22 protein-coding genes, 13 tRNA genes and 1 rRNA gene (1 of these 36 running past the window's edge) are annotated in these 20,834 nt (G+C 49.3%); 30 read left to right on the plus strand and 6 right to left on the minus strand.

The features are described 5' to 3' along the window. The 15 genes from JNE38_RS05080 to JNE38_RS05150 form a co-directional block, all read left to right on the plus strand. Positions 1-1,727 (plus strand): 23S ribosomal RNA (locus JNE38_RS05080) (it extends 1,200 nt beyond the left edge of the window). A 52-nt stretch (positions 1,728-1,779) separates the two neighbouring features. Continuing rightward, positions 1,780-1,855 (plus strand) — tRNA-Asn (locus JNE38_RS05085). A gap of 3 nt (positions 1,856-1,858) precedes the next feature. Then, positions 1,859-1,951: transfer RNA gene (locus JNE38_RS05090), tRNA-Ser, on the plus strand. 4 nt (positions 1,952-1,955) lie between these two features. Continuing rightward, a tRNA-Glu gene (locus tag JNE38_RS05095) sits at positions 1,956-2,032 on the plus strand. Positions 2,033-2,135: 103 nt separating this feature from the next. Next, positions 2,136-2,211 (plus strand) — tRNA-Val (locus tag JNE38_RS05100). A gap of 30 nt (positions 2,212-2,241) precedes the next feature. After that, positions 2,242-2,318: transfer RNA gene (locus JNE38_RS05105), tRNA-Met, on the plus strand. Between the two features lie 77 nt (positions 2,319-2,395). Continuing rightward, a tRNA-Asp gene (locus tag JNE38_RS05110) sits at positions 2,396-2,472 on the plus strand. Positions 2,473-2,511: 39 nt separating this feature from the next. After that, positions 2,512-2,584, plus strand: a tRNA-Phe gene (locus JNE38_RS05115). Positions 2,585-2,591: 7 nt separating this feature from the next. Beyond that, positions 2,592-2,665 (plus strand) — tRNA-Trp (locus JNE38_RS05120). A 23-nt stretch (positions 2,666-2,688) separates the two neighbouring features. Further along, positions 2,689-2,764: transfer RNA gene (locus tag JNE38_RS05125), tRNA-His, on the plus strand. A 24-nt stretch (positions 2,765-2,788) separates the two neighbouring features. Next, positions 2,789-2,863 (plus strand) — tRNA-Gln (locus JNE38_RS05130). Between the two features lie 7 nt (positions 2,864-2,870). Next, a tRNA-Gly gene (locus tag JNE38_RS05135) sits at positions 2,871-2,946 on the plus strand. 30 nt (positions 2,947-2,976) lie between these two features. Then, positions 2,977-3,050: transfer RNA gene (locus tag JNE38_RS05140), tRNA-Cys, on the plus strand. Positions 3,051-3,058: 8 nt separating this feature from the next. After that, positions 3,059-3,140, plus strand: a tRNA-Leu gene (locus tag JNE38_RS05145). Between the two features lie 164 nt (positions 3,141-3,304). After that, on the plus strand, positions 3,305-4,636 hold the full coding sequence (locus JNE38_RS05150; protein WP_203355545.1) for a purine/pyrimidine permease: 1,332 nt from the start codon (positions 3,305-3,307) through the stop codon (positions 4,634-4,636). 15 nt (positions 4,637-4,651) lie between these two features. On the opposite strand, the gene JNE38_RS05155 is transcribed toward JNE38_RS05150, so the two are convergent. Further along, a complete protein-coding gene (locus tag JNE38_RS05155) occupies positions 4,652-5,323 on the minus strand; it encodes a B3/B4 domain-containing protein (RefSeq protein WP_203357423.1) in 672 nt (223 codons plus the stop codon). A 199-nt stretch (positions 5,324-5,522) separates the two neighbouring features. Here JNE38_RS05155 and rnhA point away from each other — a divergent pair, with 199 nt between their 5' ends. From rnhA to JNE38_RS05175, 4 genes are all read left to right on the plus strand, one after another. Further along, entirely contained in the window at positions 5,523-5,963 is a 441-nt protein-coding gene (gene rnhA, locus JNE38_RS05160) for a ribonuclease HI (protein WP_203355546.1), read from the plus strand. After that, the gene (queG, locus tag JNE38_RS05165; RefSeq protein ID WP_203355547.1) at positions 5,960-7,123 is read left to right on the plus strand and encodes a tRNA epoxyqueuosine(34) reductase QueG; all 1,164 of its coding nucleotides are present in this window, start codon (positions 5,960-5,962) and stop codon (positions 7,121-7,123) included. The genes rnhA and queG overlap by 4 nt, the downstream gene beginning before the upstream one ends. 57 nt (positions 7,124-7,180) lie before the next feature. Beyond that, positions 7,181-7,729: a methylated-DNA--[protein]-cysteine S-methyltransferase gene (locus JNE38_RS05170; RefSeq protein ID WP_203355548.1), complete on the plus strand. Its 549-nt coding sequence runs from the start codon at positions 7,181-7,183 to the stop codon at positions 7,727-7,729. A gap of 113 nt (positions 7,730-7,842) precedes the next feature. Further along, positions 7,843-8,814: an amidase domain-containing protein gene (locus JNE38_RS05175; RefSeq protein WP_203355549.1), complete on the plus strand. Its 972-nt coding sequence runs from the start codon at positions 7,843-7,845 to the stop codon at positions 8,812-8,814. An 18-nt stretch (positions 8,815-8,832) separates the two neighbouring features. Here the strand turns inward: JNE38_RS05175 and JNE38_RS05180 are convergent, their stop codons facing one another. Next, a complete protein-coding gene (locus JNE38_RS05180) occupies positions 8,833-9,534 on the minus strand; it encodes a ferric reductase-like transmembrane domain-containing protein (RefSeq protein ID WP_238933560.1) in 702 nt (233 codons plus the stop codon). A 164-nt stretch (positions 9,535-9,698) separates the two neighbouring features. Here JNE38_RS05180 and trmL point away from each other — a divergent pair, with 164 nt between their 5' ends. From trmL to JNE38_RS05215, 7 genes are all read left to right on the plus strand, one after another. Beyond that, positions 9,699-10,169 carry a tRNA (uridine(34)/cytosine(34)/5-carboxymethylaminomethyluridine(34)-2'-O)-methyltransferase TrmL gene (gene trmL, locus JNE38_RS05185; RefSeq protein WP_203355550.1) on the plus strand — a complete coding sequence of 157 codons (471 nt, stop codon included), beginning with the start codon at positions 9,699-9,701 and terminating at the stop codon, positions 10,167-10,169. A 30-nt stretch (positions 10,170-10,199) separates the two neighbouring features. Continuing rightward, on the plus strand, positions 10,200-10,925 hold the full coding sequence (locus JNE38_RS05190; RefSeq protein ID WP_203355551.1) for an HAD family hydrolase: 726 nt from the start codon (positions 10,200-10,202) through the stop codon (positions 10,923-10,925). A gap of 135 nt (positions 10,926-11,060) precedes the next feature. Then, positions 11,061-11,555: a hypothetical protein gene (locus JNE38_RS05195; protein WP_203355552.1), complete on the plus strand. Its 495-nt coding sequence runs from the start codon at positions 11,061-11,063 to the stop codon at positions 11,553-11,555. A 490-nt stretch (positions 11,556-12,045) separates the two neighbouring features. Beyond that, positions 12,046-13,944: a PrkA family serine protein kinase gene (locus tag JNE38_RS05200; RefSeq protein ID WP_203355553.1), complete on the plus strand. Its 1,899-nt coding sequence runs from the start codon at positions 12,046-12,048 to the stop codon at positions 13,942-13,944. 81 nt (positions 13,945-14,025) lie between these two features. Beyond that, positions 14,026-15,060 carry a sporulation protein YhbH gene (gene yhbH, locus JNE38_RS05205; protein WP_238933561.1) on the plus strand — a complete coding sequence of 345 codons (1,035 nt, stop codon included), beginning with the start codon at positions 14,026-14,028 and terminating at the stop codon, positions 15,058-15,060. 200 nt (positions 15,061-15,260) lie between these two features. Next, positions 15,261-15,686: a hypothetical protein gene (locus JNE38_RS05210; protein ID WP_203355554.1), complete on the plus strand. Its 426-nt coding sequence runs from the start codon at positions 15,261-15,263 to the stop codon at positions 15,684-15,686. Further along, positions 15,687-16,409, plus strand: coding sequence for a hypothetical protein (locus JNE38_RS05215; protein WP_203355555.1), 723 nt, complete (start codon positions 15,687-15,689; stop codon positions 16,407-16,409). Positions 16,410-16,445: 36 nt separating this feature from the next. Here the strand turns inward: JNE38_RS05215 and JNE38_RS05220 are convergent, their stop codons facing one another. Genes JNE38_RS05220 through JNE38_RS05235 form a run of 4 tightly spaced genes read right to left on the minus strand, consistent with a single transcriptional unit; the run spans position 16,446 to position 19,663 of the window. Further along, entirely contained in the window at positions 16,446-18,008 is a 1,563-nt protein-coding gene (locus tag JNE38_RS05220) for a recombinase family protein (RefSeq protein ID WP_203355556.1), read from the minus strand. Between the two features lie 58 nt (positions 18,009-18,066). After that, positions 18,067-18,504, minus strand: coding sequence for a LexA family transcriptional regulator (locus JNE38_RS05225; protein WP_203355557.1), 438 nt, complete (start codon positions 18,502-18,504; stop codon positions 18,067-18,069). An 11-nt stretch (positions 18,505-18,515) separates the two neighbouring features. Then, entirely contained in the window at positions 18,516-19,028 is a 513-nt protein-coding gene (locus JNE38_RS05230) for an ImmA/IrrE family metallo-endopeptidase (RefSeq protein WP_238933562.1), read from the minus strand. Positions 19,029-19,087: 59 nt separating this feature from the next. Then, positions 19,088-19,663, minus strand: coding sequence for a hypothetical protein (locus JNE38_RS05235; RefSeq protein ID WP_203355559.1), 576 nt, complete (start codon positions 19,661-19,663; stop codon positions 19,088-19,090). Between the two features lie 169 nt (positions 19,664-19,832). Between JNE38_RS05235 and JNE38_RS05240 the strand changes: the two genes are divergently transcribed. Genes JNE38_RS05240 through JNE38_RS30520 form a run of 4 tightly spaced genes read left to right on the plus strand, consistent with a single transcriptional unit; the run spans position 19,833 to position 20,830 of the window. Beyond that, complete coding sequence (locus tag JNE38_RS05240) at positions 19,833-20,123, plus strand: helix-turn-helix domain-containing protein (RefSeq protein WP_203355560.1); 291 nt, start codon at positions 19,833-19,835, stop codon at positions 20,121-20,123. Between the two features lie 16 nt (positions 20,124-20,139). Further along, positions 20,140-20,427: a hypothetical protein gene (locus JNE38_RS05245; RefSeq protein ID WP_203355561.1), complete on the plus strand. Its 288-nt coding sequence runs from the start codon at positions 20,140-20,142 to the stop codon at positions 20,425-20,427. Between the two features lie 48 nt (positions 20,428-20,475). Next, the gene (locus JNE38_RS05250; RefSeq protein WP_203355562.1) at positions 20,476-20,616 is read left to right on the plus strand and encodes a hypothetical protein; all 141 of its coding nucleotides are present in this window, start codon (positions 20,476-20,478) and stop codon (positions 20,614-20,616) included. A gap of 7 nt (positions 20,617-20,623) precedes the next feature. Continuing rightward, positions 20,624-20,830, plus strand: a complete 207-nt coding sequence (locus tag JNE38_RS30520) for a hypothetical protein (RefSeq protein WP_238933563.1) — start codon at positions 20,624-20,626, stop codon at positions 20,828-20,830. Positions 20,831-20,834: the final 4 nt, after the last annotated feature.

Raw genomic sequence — 20,834 nt, forward strand, 5'->3', positions numbered from 1 at the left:
AGCTATGGCAGTCCTTACGGACTGGGTAGGGGAGCGTTCCAAGCAGCAGTGAAGCCGTACTGGAAAGAGCGGTGGAGCGCTTGGAAGTGAGAATGCCGGTGTAAGTAGCGAAAAGACAAGTGAGAATCTTGTCCACCGAAAGCCTAAGGGTTCCTGGGGAAGGCTCGTCCTCCAGGGTTAGTCGGGACCTAAGCTGAGGCCGAAAGGCGTAGGCGATGGACAACAGGTTGATATTCCTGTACCACCTCTGTTCCGCTTGAGCAATGGCGTGACGCAGGAGGATAGGGTGAGCGGCCTACTGGATGGCCGTCCAAGCAGTAAGCCTGGTGTGTAGGCAAATCCGCACACCGTAAGGGCAAGCTGTGATGGCGAGGGAAATTTAAGTACCGAAGTCCCTGATTTCACACTGCCAAGAAAAGCGTCTAGCGAGGAATAAGGTGCCCGTACCGCAAACCGACACAGGTAGGCGAGGAGAGAATCCTAAGGTGCGCGGGATAACTCTTGCTAAGGAACTCGGCAAAATGGCCCCGTAACTTCGGGAGAAGGGGCGCCCCGGTAGGGTTTATAGCCCGAGGGGGCCGCAGTGAAAAGGCCCAAGCGACTGTTTAGCAAAAACACAGGTCTCTGCGAAGCCGCAAGGCGAAGTATAGGGGCTGACGCCTGCCCGGTGCTGGAAGGTTAAGGGGATGGGTTAGCGCAAGCGAAGCTTTGAACCGAAGCCCCAGTAAACGGCGGCCGTAACTATAACGGTCCTAAGGTAGCGAAATTCCTTGTCGGGTAAGTTCCGACCCGCACGAAAGGCGTAACGACTTGGGCGCTGTCTCGGCAAGAGACCCGGTGAAATCATAATACCTGTGAAGATGCAGGTTACCCGCGACAAGACGGAAAGACCCCATGGAGCTTTACTGTAGCCTGGTATTGGAACTTTGTGCATCATGTACAGGATAGGTGGGAAGCTGAGAAGCAGGGGCGCCAGCCTCTGTGGAGCTGTCGGTGGGATACCACCCTTGATGTACGGAGTTTCTAACTCGTCGCCCTTATCGGGCGAGAGGACCATGCCAGGTGGGCAGTTTGACTGGGGCGGTCGCCTCCCAAAAGGTAACGGAGGCGCCCAAAGGTTCCCTCAGAATGGTCGGAAATCATTCGTAGAGTGTAAAGGCAGAAGGGAGCTTGACTGCGAGACCTACAAGTCGAGCAGGGACGAAAGTCGGGCTTAGTGATCCGGTGGTTCCGCATGGAAGGGCCATCGCTCAACGGATAAAAGCTACCCTGGGGATAACAGGCTTATCTCCCCCAAGAGTCCACATCGACGGGGAGGTTTGGCACCTCGATGTCGGCTCATCGCATCCTGGGGCTGAAGTAGGTCCCAAGGGTTGGGCTGTTCGCCCATTAAAGCGGTACGCGAGCTGGGTTCAGAACGTCGTGAGACAGTTCGGTCCCTATCTGTCGCGGGCGTAGGAAGTTTGAGGAGAGCTGTCCTTAGTACGAGAGGACCGGGATGGACGCACCGCTGGTGCACCAGTTGTCACGCCAGTGGCACAGCTGGGTAGCTATGTGCGGACGGGATAAGCGCTGAAAGCATCTAAGCGTGAAGCCCCCTCCAAGATGAGACTTCCCACAGCGCAAGCTGGTAAGACCCCTCATAGACGATGAGGTTGATAGGTTCGGTGTGGAAGCGTGGTAACACGTGGAGCTGACGAATACTAATCGGTCGAGGACTTATCCACACATTCTTTAGCAAACATGCGTATTCAGTTTTGAAGGAATGACCTTCAATGTTCCTCGGTAGCTCAGTTGGTAGAGCAATCGGCTGTTAACCGATCGGTCGGCGGTTCGAGTCCGTCCCGAGGAGCCATATGGATGGATGTCCGAGCGGCCGAAGGAGCACGATTGGAAATCGTGTAGGCGGGGTCGACCCGTCTCGTGGGTTCAAATCCCACTCCATCCGCCATCTTGGCCCGTTGGTGAAGCGGTTTAACACAGCAGCCTTTCACGCTGTCATACAGGGGTTCGAATCCCCTACGGGTCACCATAAAATACCCCACAAAGTGTAGAGGATGCTTTGTAGCAACACCGAGTACTTTGCGGGGACCCCAACAAAAAGTTTGGGGCCCGACATTTTGTCGGGGAACTCTGGAGGCTTAGCTCAGCTGGGAGAGCATCTGCCTTACAAGCAGAGGGTCGGCGGTTCGATCCCGTCAGCCTCCACCACTTATTACTACTGACCGAAAAGGTCCCTGTCGCGGGATGGAGCAGCTCGGTAGCTCGTCGGGCTCATAACCCGAAGGTCGCAGGTTCAAATCCTGCTCCCGCAACCAAATTATTCACTTGAACTACGTCGAATGTACATCTTGCTCAAGTGAGATGGGAGTATCCGTAGGATGCAACCAAATATGGAGCTGTGGTGAAGTTGGAGTTCACGCCGGTCTGTCACACCGGAGGTCGCGGGTTCGAGTCCCGTCAGCTCCGCCATTTTCCAACTAGGAAGATAGCGAAAAGAATTTCTTGTCTGGCTCGGTAGCTCAGTCGGTAGAGCAGAGGACTGAAAATCCTCGTGTCGGCGGTTCGATTCCGTCCCGAGCCACTTTTATAGGGGCATAGTTTAACGGTAGAACGAAGGTCTCCAAAACCTTTGGTGTGGGTTCGATTCCTACTGCCCCTGCCACTTTTCAAATAAGCAATAACATGGCGGTCGTGGCGAAGGGGTTAACGCACCGGATTGTGGCTCCGGCACTCGTGGGTTCAAGTCCCATCGATCGCCCCATTCCTTAAGTTGGGGATTACTTATTGGGGTATAGCCAAGCGGTAAGGCAACGGACTTTGACTCCGTCATTCCTAGGTTCAAATCCTAGTACCCCAGCCATTTATACGCGGACGTAGCTCAATTGGTAGAGCGTCGCCTTGCCAAGGCGAAGGTCGAGGGTTCGAGACCCTTCGTCCGCTCCATAAGCTTCATTAAAGAAAGCTTACCAACATGGAGGCATAGCCAAGGGGTAAGGCACGGGTCTGCAAAACCCTTATCCCCGGTTCAAATCCGGGTGCCTCCTCCATATTACTTGCCGGTGTGGCGGAATGGCAGACGCGCGCGACTCAAAATCGTGAGGGAAACCGTGGGGGTTCAAGTCCCTTCACCGGCACCATACTTAACAAACAACCCTGAATGTCAAGAACCCTTGATGATCGGGGTTTTTTTCTGCTTTGTGTGAATTGATAAAACGGAATTCGACAGTAGAATAGCGCGGGCTTTTCGGGCATAGTGAATAGGTGGGCAGCTATTGTCAGTAACAAAAACGAGGTGGTTTTGATGAAGTACGGTTTGAATGACAAACCGCCAGTGGGCACAACCATTTTGTCTGCCCTCCAATGGATGATCGTCGCAGTATCGAGCAGTGTGGCAGTCCCCTTGATGATCGGCGATGTCTACGGCCTTGCGCCGGATGAAATCGGCAACCTGATGCAGCAGACCATGTTTTTTATCGGGTTGGCGTCTCTCTTGCAGGTATGGATCGGTCACCGATATCCGATGCTGGAAGGGCCAGCAGGGCTCTGGTGGGGGATCTTCATTATTTTGGCGCAGATCGGATCGAGTGTGGGCCTAGCACCTCGTGAGATTGGGCAATCCTTTCAGATCGGACTCGCTATGGCTGGGGTTTTGTTCTTGATCTTTGGCTTGATGGGATGGATCGGGAAGCTGCAGCGATGGTTCACGCCTCTCGTCTCAGGGACGTATATGATCCTGCTGGCTGTCTCGTTGTGCAGCAACATTTTGGCGGGGATGCTGGGGATCGGATTTCAACATTCCAAGGAAGTGATCCCGCAGGTGGCGATTGTCTCTGTGGCAATCGTTGCGTTAGTGATCATAGTGATGCGGACAAAACGCTTTTCCAGCTTCGCGGTTTTGTTTGGAATGGTAGCTGGATGGGTGCTGTACGCCCTCATGGGTTGGACGGAGCCAGTCCGTCCTGCTGAACAGGTGATTGCGTGGCCGTCGCTCTTTTTCTGGGGAAATCCCCGCTGGGATTGGGGAGTGATTCTGACGAGCATGCTGACGGGCTTCGTGCTGTTGACGAATCTGGTAACGAGCATGGTCGTCATGGGAAAAGCCACGGATACGGAACCGACCGATGAGCAGTATAACCGCGGAGGCATCTTTACAGGGGTGTCCCATCTTTTGTCCGGGCTTGGGGGAGTAGTCGGGATGATTCCCCTTTCGCTTGCAGCTGCGGTCATCCAGACGACGCGTATGGCTTCTCGATTGCCCTTTATGCTGGCCATGGTCGGCATCATGGTCATCGGCTTGCTGCCGTATGTGGCACACTTCCTGGCGGCTCTGCCGACTCCGGTTGCTTATGCAGCCATGTTCATCTCCTACACGCAGCTGCTCGGATTCGGTCTGAAGGATTACGTGAATGTGAAAATGAACGATCGGACGATTACGGTTGGAGGAAGCTCTTTGCTGGTGGGGATTGGCGTGATGTTTGTGCCATCGTCTGCGTGGCAGCACTTGCCTGCACTCGTCAGCTTCTTGTTCGGTAACGGCCTCTTGCTAGGGGTTATTGTTTGCCTGGTGCTGGAGCATGTCGTTTTCCGGGAGCGAGGAGACGATCAAAAGAAAGAAGACGGCCACGCTGCTTGACGGGCCGTCTTTCTTTTATACAGAGAGAATATAAGAGCGGGTCAAATCCCCGCCATTGATATCCGTAAACATCCGGCCTACTGAACCCAGGATCTCTTCCTTCTTTTGCTGGCCTACCTGCTCGTGGAAAAAGATCACTTGCATCAGGTTGCGGCTGTTTTCGGTGACACAGGAGCGTTTGGAGTCCACGATCGGGCTGCCAAAAGCCCCCTTTTCATCCGAGAGAAGCAGCTTGTCTTCCATGTTGACCTCGCGACCGTTCAATCCCTCGTATACGTCTTCACTGCGGCCGATTCGCAAGGCCACATCTCCGACCAATTGATCTTGGTCATAAATCCCAAAAGGAAGAGCGTGGAGGACGGAGAAGAAATTATTGATGTCAACAGCGCTATTGATCCAGAAAAAGGCATTTCCTTGCAAAAGTCTGCGAAGCAGCGCCTCGGATGAGGGACGGTAGCGCGAAGGATCGGTGCCGACTTGTTTGAAAGCGGCTCGCCACCCGCGAATGCCTTCAATATCAGTCAAGCGTGCAGGATCATGCTCGAGACGGAGGCTTTCCACAAAGTAATTGATGCGGCCTTGAAGCATTTTGGGAGAGTCGCTGACGGAAGCACCGCTGTAGTGGAGAATGCCCAGAGAAAGTTGAGGGAGGCGTTCGGATACAGAAGCGTCCAGCTGTACTTTCATCATGTGTCACTCCTTTTCAAACCTATTTTTGGTAGTATACCAAAATTTTTTTGTGGAAGCGACAAAGCTTCGATACAATAGAAAAAGCAGCATCGGGCAACTCTCTTCCGAAGAGGATTCTTCAATTGCGAATAAAAAACAAGTGCACGGCATTTTTCCAGGATAGAAATGAAAAGCACAGAGGAGGAATTCTCTCGAGATGACGATACGTGAAGTGGAAATTTATACGGATGGTGCCTGCTCAGGCAACCCGGGTCCGGGTGGTTGGGGAGCTGTCCTGATGTACGGGCAGCACATCAAAGAAATGTCTGGTGCGGAATTAAATACTACGAACAACCGGATGGAGCTTCAGGCGGCCATCGAGGCTCTCTCGGTGTTAAAAGAGCCTTGCCAAGTTACCTTGTACAGCGACAGCGCCTATCTGGTCAATTGCTTCCAGCAGGGCTGGTACAAGGGCTGGCTGAAAAACGGCTGGAAGAATAGCAAGGGACAGCCTGTGGAGAATCAGGATTTGTGGAAAGAACTGCTTCGTTTGATGGACATTCATAAAGTACAGTACGTGAAGGTAAAAGGACACGCCGACAACAAGTGGAACAACCGCTGCGATGAGTTGGCGACTGGAGCGATCAAACAGCTGTGAACGAGGTGCAGTACTGGGAACAAACGAAGCAGTCTATCATTGCCTATGCCAAGCAGATTGGGATCGACAAGATTGGATTTGCCAGCGCCGATCCCTTTCTGGAACTAAAGGAACGACTGGTTGAACATCGGGATAGGGGATACGAGTCCGGCTTTGAGGAGCCAGATTTGGATAAGCGTACGCAGCCAGGCTTGCTCGTCGAGGGGGCACGCTCCCTGATTTCAATCGCGCTTGCCTACCCTTCCAAGCTGGAGCAGCCGCCAAAGTCTGAGCCAGGAGCCTACCGAGGGATTCTTTGTCGAGCTGCATGGGGGACAGATTACCACCACGTCCTACGTGACAAGCTGGACAAGTTGACTGGTTTCATCACTGAGCTGGAGCCAGGGGCGCAGATCGAATCCATGGTGGATACGGGGGCTCTCTCGGATCGGGCTGTCGCTGAGCGTGCTGGATTAGGCTTTGTAGGGAAGAATTGCGCGCTGATTACGGATGAATTCGGCTCCTGGGTGTACCTGGGGGAGCTGGTGACAAACCTGCCCCTGCCGGCTGATCAGCCTGTTGAAGAAGGATGCGGAGATTGCAACATTTGTGTAGATGCCTGTCCGACCGGAGCGTTGGTGCAAGGGGGACAGCTAAATGCACAGAGATGCATCGCGTATTTGACACAAGTAAAGGATTTCATACCGGATGAATTCCGTGCCAAGATTGGCAACCGGCTTTACGGGTGCGATACGTGCCAGACGGTTTGCCCGAAAAATAAGGGAATAAACATGACGCATCACAGCGCGTTTCAGCCGGATCCCGAAATCGCTAAACCACTCCTGTTGCCGCTGCTCGACATGAGCAACAAGGAGTTCAAAGAAAAATTCGGGCTCTCCTCTTCGTCCTGGAGGGGGAAAAAGCCGATTCAGCGCAATGCGATCCTGGCCCTGGCTCATTTCAAGGATAAGTCGGCTGTCCCGCAGCTTATTCGTCTCTTAGAGAGCGATCCGCGCCCTGTGATTCGGGGAACGGCAGCGTGGGCATTGGGCAAGATCGGCGGCGGAGAAGCGCATGAAGCATTGGACAAAGCGAAAGAGCGTGAATCGGTAGCTGAGGTCTTGGCCGAGGTCGAAAAAGGATTAAAATGGATAAGGGAGCAGACTGCCAGCGGCCAATGAGCTGGCGTCATTGAGTCGTGAAACAGAACAAGGAAAACGGGTAGGGAGGAACGTTGGATGGCAAATGTACTGGGGTATACCACCATGGACTCACCAATTGGACCGTTGTTGCTTGCTTCTACCGAAGAAGGATTGTGCTACATCCAGTTTGAAGACGAACAAAATGGGCTGGGGCCCTTGCAGCGCTGGTGCAAACAAACGTTTCTCGGTGTCTCTCCCGAGCGTGATGACGCCAGAAATGAAGCAGTAAAAGCCCAGCTGCTGGAGTACTTCGAAGGGAAACGACAAACATTTGATTTGCCTTACGTGTTGCATGGGACGCCATTTCAGAAGTCAGTATGGAATGCGCTGGCCGATATCCCCTATGGCGAGACTCGCTCCTATAAAGATATTGCCATAGCAATAGGGGCATCCAAGGCGGTCCGGGCGATTGGAGGAGCGAATAACCGCAATCCGATTCCCATCGTCATTCCCTGCCACCGCGTCATCGGTTCCAATGGGGCCCTCGTAGGCTACGGAGGAGGATTGCCGATCAAGGAGCATTTATTGGTACTTGAAGGTGTTCCGCTGCAAATTCAGACTTCCTTTGATACAGCTATCCGTTAGAATCGGATAGCTTTTTCTTTTCTTCTGAACGAATGGCATATGACATATTCTTCAATGAGAAGATGACAGGAGAAGTCGGATGCTAACAGGGGAATTGAGGGGAGGGGCGGAGAATGGACTGGCGTGATTTTGTCCGGAGCTACTTCGATGCTGTCCATAAATCTTGGTTGGATGGAAATGAGCAGCGGTTGTTGCCCTATTATTCTGATCCCGTGCAGGGGACAGAGAGCGAAAGGGAGCGTCTGCAGAGGGGACATCGACTGCTGACAGAGCGAGGGGGAGAGATATACTCCTCACGGGGAAGAGTGGTTCCCCTGTGTTGGATGGAAACGGAGCAGGCGCTGGATATCCTGCTCTCGTGGCACGGGACTCGCCGATACGGAATGGGTGCTCAGGAATGGACGGAAGCTAGCAGGCGCATACATCGGCTTCGCCTGAATAAAGAGATGGACTCGTGGAAGATTGCCGCCCATGAGGAGTGGGAGGGAGATCGCAAACAACCGTTTGATGCCCAGCAGAACGCCGAAGACGCCATGTCGTCGATGGTGGATAACGCCATCTCCCAGCCCATGCTTGTCGTGCACGGGGCGGGAGGCTACAATGCCGAAAATGCAGTGGCCTATGCCGAGCGTTACTGGAATTCTCCCAATCCTGCCTATCCGCACTTTAACGATGATTGCACCAATTTTATTTCGCAATGCTTGTATGCCGGGGGTATCCCCATGCTATTTTCCAAGGAAAAGGGGAAAGGCTGGTGGATTCGGACCGGGAAAGGCAGCGAATGGAGCTACAGCTGGTCGGTGGCACACGCCTTGTACCTGATGCTGAAGTCCGGGGCATCTCCTATGCGGGCCGTGACGAAAACCTCTCCGGACCAGCTGGTTCCAGGTGACATCATATGCTATGACTTCGATGGGGATGGGCGCTTTCAGCACAATACGATCGTGGTGGCCAAGGACGCCAACGACATGCCGCTCGTCAACGCACATACCACCGACAGCAGCATGCGATACTGGGCGTATGAGGACTCCACAGCCTATACGCCGAATATGCGGTATGCGTTCTTTCACATACGCGGGGTGTAGGGACAAAGGCTGCTCCGCTCACCGCTTCCGTCTGAAGACGTTATGCAAAAAACCTACCCCTCGGGCGATCCAGACAATGGCTGCAAACCACAGAAAGTCGGCAAAGGAATGCGGCTCCCCTTTGATGGACTGAATATAAATCAGCGCATGGAAGATAACAAGAAGAAACAGCAGGGGATTCCCTAGATGAAGTCGTTTCCAGCTGGAGCCGCCAAGCCGTTTTTTTACGATCTGAAAGGATGTTAGGAATAGCGTGAGCAAAATGGCTGCAGCGCATAGCCCTAAATAGTTGGCTACGCCTGTACGCGACCAGTTGGGGATGAGCGATTCTTCATGCGGGAAAGAAAGGAAAAAGAGGCCAAGCCAGCCCTCTGCTTTCGGTGCATGGGAATCGTCGATGATCATCAGGCGAGGCTCCCCCTGAAAAAGGACGAGCACGAGAGCGACATGCAGCAGTCCGCACAAGCCGGCTATGATCCCGACATCCCCGCGGGCAGACAGCAAGGGGGCTTTCCACGATGGGGGAAGCCACACGCTCATGGGCCCGAGCAACAGAGTGACTCCAATCAGGAGGAACGACAAATAACCGAGAATCATGCTCCACCCTTCCAAGGGAGCGAATCCGGCGAAATCTTGCCGGAGCCAGTATGCCAAAAGAGTGAGCGGCAGCAGACAAACACCATACGTCGCCAAACGAAACCCATTGCTTTTGATTCTCACGATAGATACTCACGCCTCTCCTGCACCGGAAACGGTGTTTTTCTTTTAGATGCAGGAGGGGGGCATTCTGTTACAGCAGCTGGCATGTGGTCATGGCTATGGTGATTTAGGTATAATAGAGCTTGGCTTTGCATTAAGTCCGGAACATGAGGAGATTTGCCGATATGCCGTTGCACATTGTACTGCATGAGCCGCTCATTCCTGCCAACACGGGGAACATTGCCCGTTCCTGCGCAGCGACAGGGGCTCACCTGCATTTGATTCATCCGTTAGGTTTTTCGACAGACGATCGTTACTTAAAACGCGCGGGGCTGGATTACTGGCACGCGGTGAACATTCATTACCACGACAGCTTTGAAGCTTTTGCGGCGTCGCAGGGTCCCGATGCGGGGACATTCTATTTCGTGGAGACTTGGGGAGAGACGCTCTACTCTGATGTTTCCTTTCGGGATGGAGACTACATCATTCTGGGAAAAGAGACGACCGGCTTGCCGCCGGAGCTGACGGACCGGTATCGCGAGCAGACGATTCGGATTCCGATGAGCGGAGCTACGCGTTCCGTGAATTTGTCCAACTGCGCTGCTATTGTGTTGTTTGAAGGCCTGCGCCAGTTAGGTTTTCCCAGGCTCAAATAGCGCCGACCAATGAAAAGGGAGAGATCGCAAATGACCGTAAGTACCATCTTGTTTGACCTCGACGGCACGCTTCTGGAAATGAAGACAGATCCTTTTGTCAAAGATTATTTGAAGGAAGTGGGCCGTCACGTCGGCGATCAGTTCGATACACAAAAGATGCTTACGATGATCTGGGAAGCGACAAAAGCCATGATCGTCAATCAGGAGCCAGAGAAAACGAACGAGCAGGTTTTCATTGAATACTTCACCACGCACAGCGGATGGAAGCGTGAAGAGGTCTGGCCGCTGTTTGATTCCTTTTACCGTGACGTGTTTCCTACGTTGTCCCATTTGACCTATCCATCTCCATGGGCAAAAAAAATCGTGGAGGCGGCGAAACAGCAAGGATTCCGGATCGCGGTAGCGACAAACCCTGTCTTCCCGCGAGATGCCATTTACCACCGTCTCGCCTGGATCGGGATGACCGCCGATGAGTTTGAACTGGTTACCGTTTACGAGGATATGCACTCCACCAAGCCAAATCCGAGCTATTTTGCGGAAATCTGTGAAAAACTCGGGGTGGAGCCAACCGAATGCGCCATGGTCGGCAATCATATGCAAGAGGATATGGTCGCATCCAAGCTGGGAATGAAGACGTTCCTCGTCACCAACTGGCTGGAGGATCGGGGAGAGCCCCAATATCCGGTGGATCAGCGGGGATCTCTGGAGGAATTGCATCAGGCGATCTCAGCAGGCACTGGCGTGTTTGCGCGCTAAGATGGAAGGCAGGCAAGTCTTTTTGGACGAGCCTGCTTTTTAATAGGTGACGCACATTCCCACACTTTTCCCAAAATCATGCGGTAGGCTAGTCTTGAGCCAATCAGATTGGCATTGTGGAAAGGGGAACGGAGCATGAAAAAAGTAGTTTCTTCCTTATTAATGGCAAGTTTATTGTTTGGTGGAATATCAGTCGTCAGTGCGGAAGGCGAGACGAGCCACGCAACCAAGGTGAATAAAGTAGAAAAGGCTCAGCAGCGCCTGGAAAACCAACAAGCAAAGGCTGAAAAGCTGGGCATCGATGTGACGGGCAAAACGGCGGAGCAGATCAAAGAAGAAATCTCGGCGAAGCATGCGGAAATGAAAGCGCAAAAGGCAGCAAAGCGCAGTGAAAAGGCTGTCAAATGGGGAGTAGATCTGGCTGGCAAAACCAATCAGGAAGGAAAGGCAGCCATCCAAGCGGCAAAGGCTGAAAAAAAAGAAGAAAAACTGGCGAAATGGACGCAGAAGGCAGCCAAGTACCAAATGGACACCGTTGGAAAAACAGCCAAGCAGCTGAAGGAAGAAATCAAGGCGAGCAAAGCGGAGAAGAAAGCGGATAAAAAAGCCGCGAAAAAGAATAACGAATAAACAATCGCAAAAAAGCAGGTTGCCCGATCAAGGCAGCCTGCTTTTTTCCTGGAAGCGCTAAGCAGGCATGCTCGCAAATCGCTTCTGTAAGCACTTACAGATTCCAAGTTTTGTCTTCATTGTATCCAGCGGTAAGAATGAAGAACAGAAAAGCGGCAAAGACCACAGCTACGATAACCGCACCCATGTTGAATTGCTCCTTTCGTAAACAAACTACTCTCATTATAGCGTAGCCTGCCCACTTTGCAAACGAATTAACGGCCACTGCCAATGAATTTGACAACTTTCACCAGTCCTCCATAATTTTTTGTGGCAAGATTGCTGAAACTTGTGCAGACGTCTCGCATACACATATGTAAAGGCTTTACGAGCCTGCTCAGTACCGAAGAAAACGGGTTCCACGCGAATGCGTGACCGCAGGCAGACATATACATGAGAGTACATTGTCGTTGGGGAAGAGAGAGGGGCTTATGAGGGAGGAGTGTCGAGCATGGACATTTTAAAACGTATATCCGAGCACCGGGCCCGAGAAGAGAACCTGATGTGGAGAGGCACGTTCGCTGAATATTTGGAACTGGTTCGCAAAAATCCGCAAATCGCCCAAACGGCTCATTCACGGGTCTATAACATGATCAAGAGTGCTGGTGTGGAAGAGAATGAGGATGGTACTCGCTCTTATCAATTTTTCAGCCGTGAAATTTTTGGCTTGGACCGTTCTGTCGAGCGATTGGTAGAAGAATATTTCCACTCTGCTGCCCGCCGTCTGGATGTTCGCAAACGGATTCTGCTGCTGATGGGCCCAGTCAGCGGCGGTAAATCGACGTTGGTGACCATGCTGAAGCGGGGATTGGAGGAATATTCTCGTACCGAAGCGGGAGCCATCTACGCGTTGGAAGGCTGCCCGATGCAAGAAGAGCCGCTGCATCTCATCCCGCATGAATTGCGGCCTGAGGTGGAGGAAGAGCTCGGAATCAAGATCGAAGGCGAACTGACGCCGTATAACCGGATGAGGCTGGAAAATGAGTACGGAGGCTGCATCGAGGATTTCCCTGTATGCCGGATACTGTTCTCTGAAGCCAACCGCGTAGGGATCGGTACATTCAGCCCCTCTGACCCGAAATCACAGGATATCGCCGATTTGACAGGAAGCATCGACTTCTCGACGATCACCAAATACGGATCTGAGTCTGACCCGCGCGCCTATCGCTTCGATGGGGAACTCAACAAGGCCAACCGTGGTCTGATGGAGTTCCAGGAAATGCTGAAATGCGATGAAAAATTCCTCTGGCATCTGCTGTCACTCACGCAGGAAGGAAACTTCAAGGCAGGACGATTTGCGCTCATTTCTGCCGATGAGCTGATTGTCGCCCATACGAATGAATCGGAGTACAAGGCGTTTATCGCCAATAAGAAAAACGAAGCCTTGCAATCCCGGATCATCGTCATGCCGATGCCGTACAACCTGCGAGTAAGCGACGAGGAAAAAATCTACTCCAAGCTGATCAAGCAATCCGATCTGGGCCATGTGCACATTGCGCCGCATGCGCTGCGGTCGGCGGCCATTTTCTCCATCCTCACCCGCTTGAAGGAATCCAAGAAGCAAGGCGCCGATCTGCTGAAGAAAATGCGTCTCTACGATGGAGAATCTGTCGAGGGCTTCAAGGGTGCCGATCTGGAGGAGCTGCGAAACGAGCATGCGGATGAAGGCATGGCGGGAATCGACCCTCGGTACGTCATCAACCGCATTTCCAGTGCATTGATACGCCGCGACACGGAGTGCATCAATGCCTTGGATATTCTGCGCGCCCTTAAGGAAGGCTTCGACCAGCATCCTTCCATCACCAAAGAACAGCGTGAGCGGTATATGAACTTCATTTCCAGCGCACGCAAGGAATACGACGAGCTCGCGAAAAAAGAAGTGCAAAAAGCGTTTGTCTACAGCTACGAGGAGTCGGCGAAGACACTCATGGACAATTACCTGGATAACGTCGAAGCGTATTGCAACATGAACAAAATACGTGACCCCGTTACCGGTGAGGAAATGGATCCAGATGAGCGCCTGATGCGTTCCATTGAGGAGCAGATCGGAATTTCGGAAAATGCCAAGCGAGCATTCCGGGAAGAGATCCTCATCCGCATCTCGGCATATGCGCGCAAAGGCAAGCGTTTTGACTACAGCACGCACGACCGTCTGCGGGAAGCGATCGAGAAAAAGCTGTTCGCAGATCTCAAAGACGTCGTGAAAATCACCACCTCCAACAAGACTCCGGATGAGCATCAGCTGAAAAAGATCAATGAAGTGACGAAGCGTCTCATCGAAGAGCATCACTACTGCCCAGTGTGCGCCAACGAGCTTTTGCGCTATGTCGGCAGCCTGTTGAACCGTTAACGAAGAGCGATAGGCAAGCCACGACATGATCTTGCACGTCATATTCGGCGCAGAGTGCGCCAGTTGCTAGGAGGAGACGGCATGGAAGATGCACCATCGTTCATTGTCTCCCGGGAAGACTGGTCGCTGCACCGCAAAGGGTACCAGGACCAAAATCGACACCAGGAAAAAGTGAAAGAAGCGATCAAAAAGAACCTGCCCGATCTCGTCAGCGAAGAAAACATCATCATGTCGAACGGTCGGGAAGTTATCAAGATCCCTATTCGCTCCCTGGATGAGTATCGGTTGCGTTTCAACTTCCAAAAAGGGAAGCATGGCGGTCAAGGGAAAGGCAACAGCAAGGTAGGCGATGTCGTCGCCAAGGACGGAGATCCGGCGCAGGGGCCAGGAAAAGGTCAAGGCGCCGGGGATCAGCCCGGCGTGGACTATTACGAGGCGGAGATCAGCGTGGAAGAGCTGCAGGAGATGCTGTTCGCAGAGCTGGAGCTGCCCAACTTGCAACGAAAAGAGGAAGACCAGATCGTGATCGAAGAAACGCGTTTCAACGATGTCCGCAAAAAAGGGTTGATGGGCAACATCGACAAGAAACGGACGCTGATTGCCGCCATCCGCCGCAACGGGCTGGCAGGCTACAGCGATCTGGAGCTGGGCATCACCGATGAAGATCTGCGGTTCAAAACGTGGGAGGAAATCATCAAGCCCCACTCGAACGCTGTCATCATCGCCATGATGGACACCTCGGGATCGATGGGAGTGTTTGAAAAGTACATTGCCCGCAGCTTTTTCTTCTGGATGGTCCGCTTCCTGCGCACGAAGTATGAGAAGGTCGAGATTGTTTTTATCGCCCACCATACCGATGCCAAGGAAGTGACGGAGGATACCTTTTTCTCCAAAGGGGAGAGCGGGGGAACCATATGTTCCTCCGCCTACAAAAAGGCGCTGGAGATCATCGACAGCCGCTACCCGACGTCGCAGTACAACATTTATCCGTTCCACTTTTCCGACGGCGACAACCTCACCTCAGACAACGAGCGCTGCGTCAAGCTGGTGAAGGAGCTCATGGATCGCTGCAACATGTTTGGCTACGGGGAAGTCAATCAGTATACATCTTTATGATACATACAAACAGTTCCTTTAAGGAGCTGTTTTTGTTTCTCTATAGAAATCTCTGGGAACCAATTCCGAGTCATACAGGGAAAAGGCAATAATGATTAAAAATCAATCGTTTTTTAGAAATTGTAATATATTCCTATGATTTACCGTAAGAACTGATATAATATAATTTTGAATATATCCAAAAAAGGAAGAAGTTAGATATGGGAGATATTATTACATCATGCTTGGTAGTTGTTTTAGCATTCATATTAAAGTTAGTTATTGATAGGACTTCTGACCATGAAAATGTAGGAATTGCACTATTGGAGTTTCCAGTTGATTTGTTGTTTGCTAATTTTGCATTTTTGAGTACTTATATAGCACTTGCTAACAAAGCTTCCTTAGCAAAGCTTTCCAGTGGTGAGATTAAGGAACTTCCCTTTTTGGCAACAATGCAGGGCGGCGTCGCCTTATTAGTTGTTTACATTATTCTGATCGTTATTGTAATAATTTGTTGGAGGCGTTCTGAGAGATTGTTATTGCAAAAAAAAATAGTCCGAAGCTTTTTATTAACATTGTTTAGCTATTTTTTAACTATTACAGGAGTTGTCAAACTCATTCAGATGATAAGTGAGGTTAATAATTAAATGAGTGATACGTACCAATTAATAATTAGTGTTGCAATATTGTTGGCTACATTCTCAGCAGTATTCTATGTTTATATTAATATGATTAGGTTAAAAAATACTTATAATGAAGAACGAAAAATGATTGAAATAAATTCTCTAAGAGAACATCTTGAAGCAAAAATCTCAAAATTAAACAACAGAATGACAACTGACGTTGATGGATTTAAGGATATGAATCATTTAGTGATTGCCCCGGAAAATAATAATGTGGATTATACGAAAAGGCAGAAGAAAGCAGAACTGAGCAATTTTTTAAGGAGTTTCGGAATTAATGAAGATGACATGGTAATAAATCCTAATAGCGTCTTTGTTTTAACCCCATTTCATAAAGATATGAGAGCAACATACGATATAATTAAAGGTGTTTGTTATGCTTCAAATCTTACTTGCAGCAGGGGAGACGAAGAATTAGTATCAGGTGAGATTTTACCGCATATTGTAAAGAAGATAGTTAATTCTCGTATTATTATAGCTAATATTAGCGGACGAAATCCAAATGTCTTTTATGAATTAGGGATAGCACATGCATTAGATAAACCAACAATTCTTATCTCTAAATCTCTTTCAGAAGTTCCTTTTGATCTCCAATCAAAATCTATTATTTTATACGACAACGAAGCAGAATTAACGAATATGCTTCAATCAGCGCTTATTAAGGTAATAGTTAATTCCCAAGAGTGATCTAGGGGCAGGTGTTTGAAAAAATGAGGCTCCCGCCTAAATCGGGAACCTCGGGATGACCTCAATTTCAAACTGATCTTTTTTCGTCCATTCTTTCTTTCGGATGAACATCACCTTCTCAATAATCGACTTGAGAAGGTGATTTTTTTGTTCCAAATCATCCATATTATAATAGTTCTCCAAAACAGCACGGACTTTTGGAACGATCGTTTGTTGGTGCTTTCTTCTGTGCAGCTCTTCGTCGATCTCTTTTTGAAGACGAGAGGTGGAGGCTTCAGCTTCCTTGATCTTATCCGAGATACTTTTATGTCGCTGGAGAAACACTTCCTCACTGTATACCTTTTTCTCCAGCATCTCGAATGCTGTTTCCCTCATAGAATTCAGCTCGGAAAGCTCTTTGTTGAGATGAGCAATCTGTTTCTGCCTGATGACGACTATATCTTCTTGCTCAGATGTCAACGACGCGGCTACCTCTTGTTCAGACAGGGGAGATTTCCAAGCAAGTATCTCGAGGGCCTGTAGAATACGATGTTCTACTAGGGGCAATAATACACCTTTCTGAACTCCTTGGCACCTGGGATTAATGCAACGCAGCTGGGGGTTGGGTCTATCTGCACTCCGGGTCATATATAAGGCCCTCTCACATACTCCACACTTGATGATACCTGCTAAGGGGTTGCTCAAACCCACTCCTTCTTTGGTGGGGGCTCTCCATCTGTCACGAAGAGCTGTGTTGGCTTCATCAAATTGTTCTTGGGTAATTAGAGCTTCATGAGCATCTTCATGTCTGATCCACAACTCAGGAGGAACCTTTTTCTTTACCCGTTTACCATTCCGTTTCATGTGTTTCTCTTTGCCCCAAATGATATGGCCTAAATAAACCTCGTTTTTGATAATGTGCGATATGGTAGATTGCTCCCACAAGTCGCCCTCTGGTGGTTTTATGCCTAGGGAGTCCAAGTGTTTTACAACAGCTTGGCGTCCATGACCACCTGCAATCATTTCAAATATCTTTTGAATAATAGGGGCTTCATCCGGATGCAGAATTAGCTTGAGGTTTTCATCGCGGGAATACCCATAGGGAGGCTTTCGAGTAATGGATTTCCCATCCTTGGCAGAACGTCTTCTCCCACCCTGTAGGCGTTTATTGATCTGTTTCAATTCTTCACGAGCGATGATTGATTTGACCCCAAAGAGCAGTTCGGCTCCTTCTGCGTTACAGTCGATAACTTCTGATGGTGTAATAATCAGAGTTTCGGAGAACTTGAATGCTCTGAAAATAGTCCCAGCATCGATCATATCTCCACGACCTAGTCGATCCAGGTCCATTACTACGACGCCTTCGACCATTCCTTCTTCAATCTGCCGTAGCATCTCCTGGGCTTCTGGGCGCTCCGAGAGGTACTCTCCAGATACGACTTCCTCAAAGATACCAATGACATTATGTCCCTCACGTCGGATCAGCTCCAGCAGCTCGCGACGATGCTTCGCTAATGTATCAAATGGAGAGCTGCTCTCCAGTGCTTTGCGTTCCTCTTCAACGTCTTTCCTACTCTTACGTAAGTATATGAATACGTCCAAGTGCGTAGGGCGGCTCATGGAATCACCTCCCCACGATTATATCAATCTGCAAAGACGAAGGGTGTTGGAATTTGGCTTATACATATTCTTCCTCAAAATCGTAACGGCGGATCAGCTTCACATCTTCTGTCGCTTTTATGAAACCAGATACTACCCCAATGATTCGGATGTTCTCTGATGGCAAAGTGATCGGAGGATATACATCATCACATGTTGTGAATGTTGACTCAACAGGATTAACGTCTGCTGCGATGCGAATTAAGAACTGCCCATCTCGACGTACCATTACCGGCTTTCCGAATATTGGTTCTGCTGAAAAATCAGATATCAGGAGATAATCACCTTTCTCGATTCCCCAACCAGCAAGACCATCGTCGTCTATTTGAAGCCCAAAGCGAGCTTGATGATATGGCGCTACTTCGATGTACGGCTTAAGGGAAATTTCTTCGTCCTCCAAAGGGAGATCAAAAAAGAATTCAGTGTAAGCTTCTCCAATGATGTGAACCTGTTTCATATTGTTTCCTCCTAGATGTAATGTGAATATCCTTTTGCATACATTCTGCTGACAAATCGATCGAAGCGTTTTTTTGCAACATTTTCTGGAACCATAAACACTTGGGAGATGTACTTAGGCGCTTCGTAGAAACTCACTTTGTACGCTAAGCGCTCAAACATATAAAAGGGCATTAAAAGATGTTCAACAAAATGGTTTATTTGTGACTCTTGCCATTCAATCATCAATTCACAGGAGTTCGGCTGTACCCCTACATGAAGCACCAGATGACCAAATTCATGAGCAATTCGTAAGCGTCTTGAAACTGGGTCTAAGCTGCTATCGATACAGATTAAATACCAACCCTGCTTGAAAGGATGTGTATGAGTACGACTGCGTCCGACGATCAGTTGTACCTCAATTCGATAAGACTTGCAGAGATTGAGTAAATCTATTTCTTCCGGGTTTTCGATCCCGTGATATCTCAGCAGCATATAAACCTGTTCCTCTAACCATGTTTGTGGTTTCCAAAGCTCTTTTAACATGTGCATCCTCCCAACGAAAACGAAAACATATGTTCGGTATTATGGTCTAAGAAAAAGCCCTAATCTTTCTGGGCTTTTTTGATTTGGTTTGTAATTTCAAGCAACGATGGTGTCTGAGTTGTTTTAACGTTATTCTCTCGCATTTTCTTTTTTATTTCAAAGAAATATCTGCGCAGTTCTTTTTTTTCATCTTCAGGAGCATCGAGATATCCATCCAAGAAAAAGTAATCATCAGGATCGTCAAGTTTTTCATTAAACAGGGTTACGAAATTATTTTCCTCAACTTTCGATTGATATTGAGTTATCAACTCGTTAGGATCAGCAGATTCCTTGAGCTCTGCAATATCATGCAGCTTTTTCAATAACTCTTCATCAATTGGAACTAAAACTTCCTTTATCTCTGGAGGAGCTTTTTCAACGTATGCGGCCCAAAGTAATTGGTTTATATCTCCACCAGTAATCTCAGCCAATGCACGATTTAGTTCATCGGATGCAGGTTGTGATTTTCCATTCTGCAACCGACTGAGATGCTCCCGAGTAGCTGATAATCCCTTTTTTACTAATAGTTCTGAGATTTCTTCAAGAGTATATCTCGATTTTTTTATGTAGCTTTTCAGAAGATCAGCGTAATTCAAGGGACACACCTCCTTAGGTGAAATTATTTCACAATGACATTTAAATATCAATAAGGCTAAATTGCAAAATTTACATCAATAATAGTTGACTACCTAAAGTCTATGTGATAATTTTAGATCACAAAACAATAACATAAATTGATCAACTAGAAAGGCGGTGAGTCCTTGTATGGGTAAGCGTTACTCTGAATTGCTTTCACTTGCGGTTTCTGAGAGTGGTCTGAAACTTAATAAGATCGCTGAAATGATAGGTGAAATTACAGGAAAAAGTCCAACTAATGAATATCTAAGCAGGCTTCAAAACGGAAAAACTGCGCCTGCTGGAGACAAATTGAATGAAGCAATATCAAAAGTTCTTGGAATTGATCCTATTGAGTTAAAAGCGGCTGCTTATCGTGAAAAAATTCCTGCCGAGGTACTTGCGAAGCTACAATCACACCCAAAAGCCAGTAGCGCGTGAAAGGAGCTGATCCAAAATGAACAAGGTTGTCCCACTTCACCAACCGCATACCCATAGAACAAGGGGTGATGTGGGTATGGAACACGATCGAGATCCTTTGAAACGCCCAACATTTGAAACGCAAGTTGGAAACACAACTATCAAGATTCGCTCGGCACTTCCGTTTATGACACCTGACGAGCAGGAGCGCTGGTGGATTGAAAACGACTCCTTGCCGGAGGTTCAGAGATTTAAGAAAGCTCGGATCGCCGCACTGATCAACGTGGCAAAAGCTGAAGCATCGCGAGAAAACGATTCTGCGTAGCACCGGGGAACCGGTGTCACACTGGACAAGCACTTGAGGAGGATACCAATGAACTACTCGGACATCAAAGGGTTACTTGAAACAAACGATGCCAAAGAAGCTAATCAGCTACTTCAAGATGGGTGGTCGCTTTTCGACATCGAGAAGAGCGCCAACGGTCGCTATAAGTTCCTGCTTGTAAAGCAGTAAGAAGGAGATGACTACCCTGGATAAACTCGATCAATTAGTAAAACGAATTGGTTGGTATGCCAAGAAAGTCAACCAATCAGCAAAATGGTCTCGTGATAAACGAGCTCGGCGTCAACCCATCCTGTTGGCATATAAAGTTCGGCTGCACGAACTGATTAATAAAGAAAAAATGCCCTCGGCTCATACCGTGGCCGAGGGAGAGTCTGGAAGATGAGCAC

It is taken from the genome of Brevibacillus choshinensis, assembly GCF_016811915.1.
Classification (GTDB): Bacteria; Bacillota; Bacilli; order Brevibacillales; family Brevibacillaceae; genus Brevibacillus; species Brevibacillus choshinensis_A.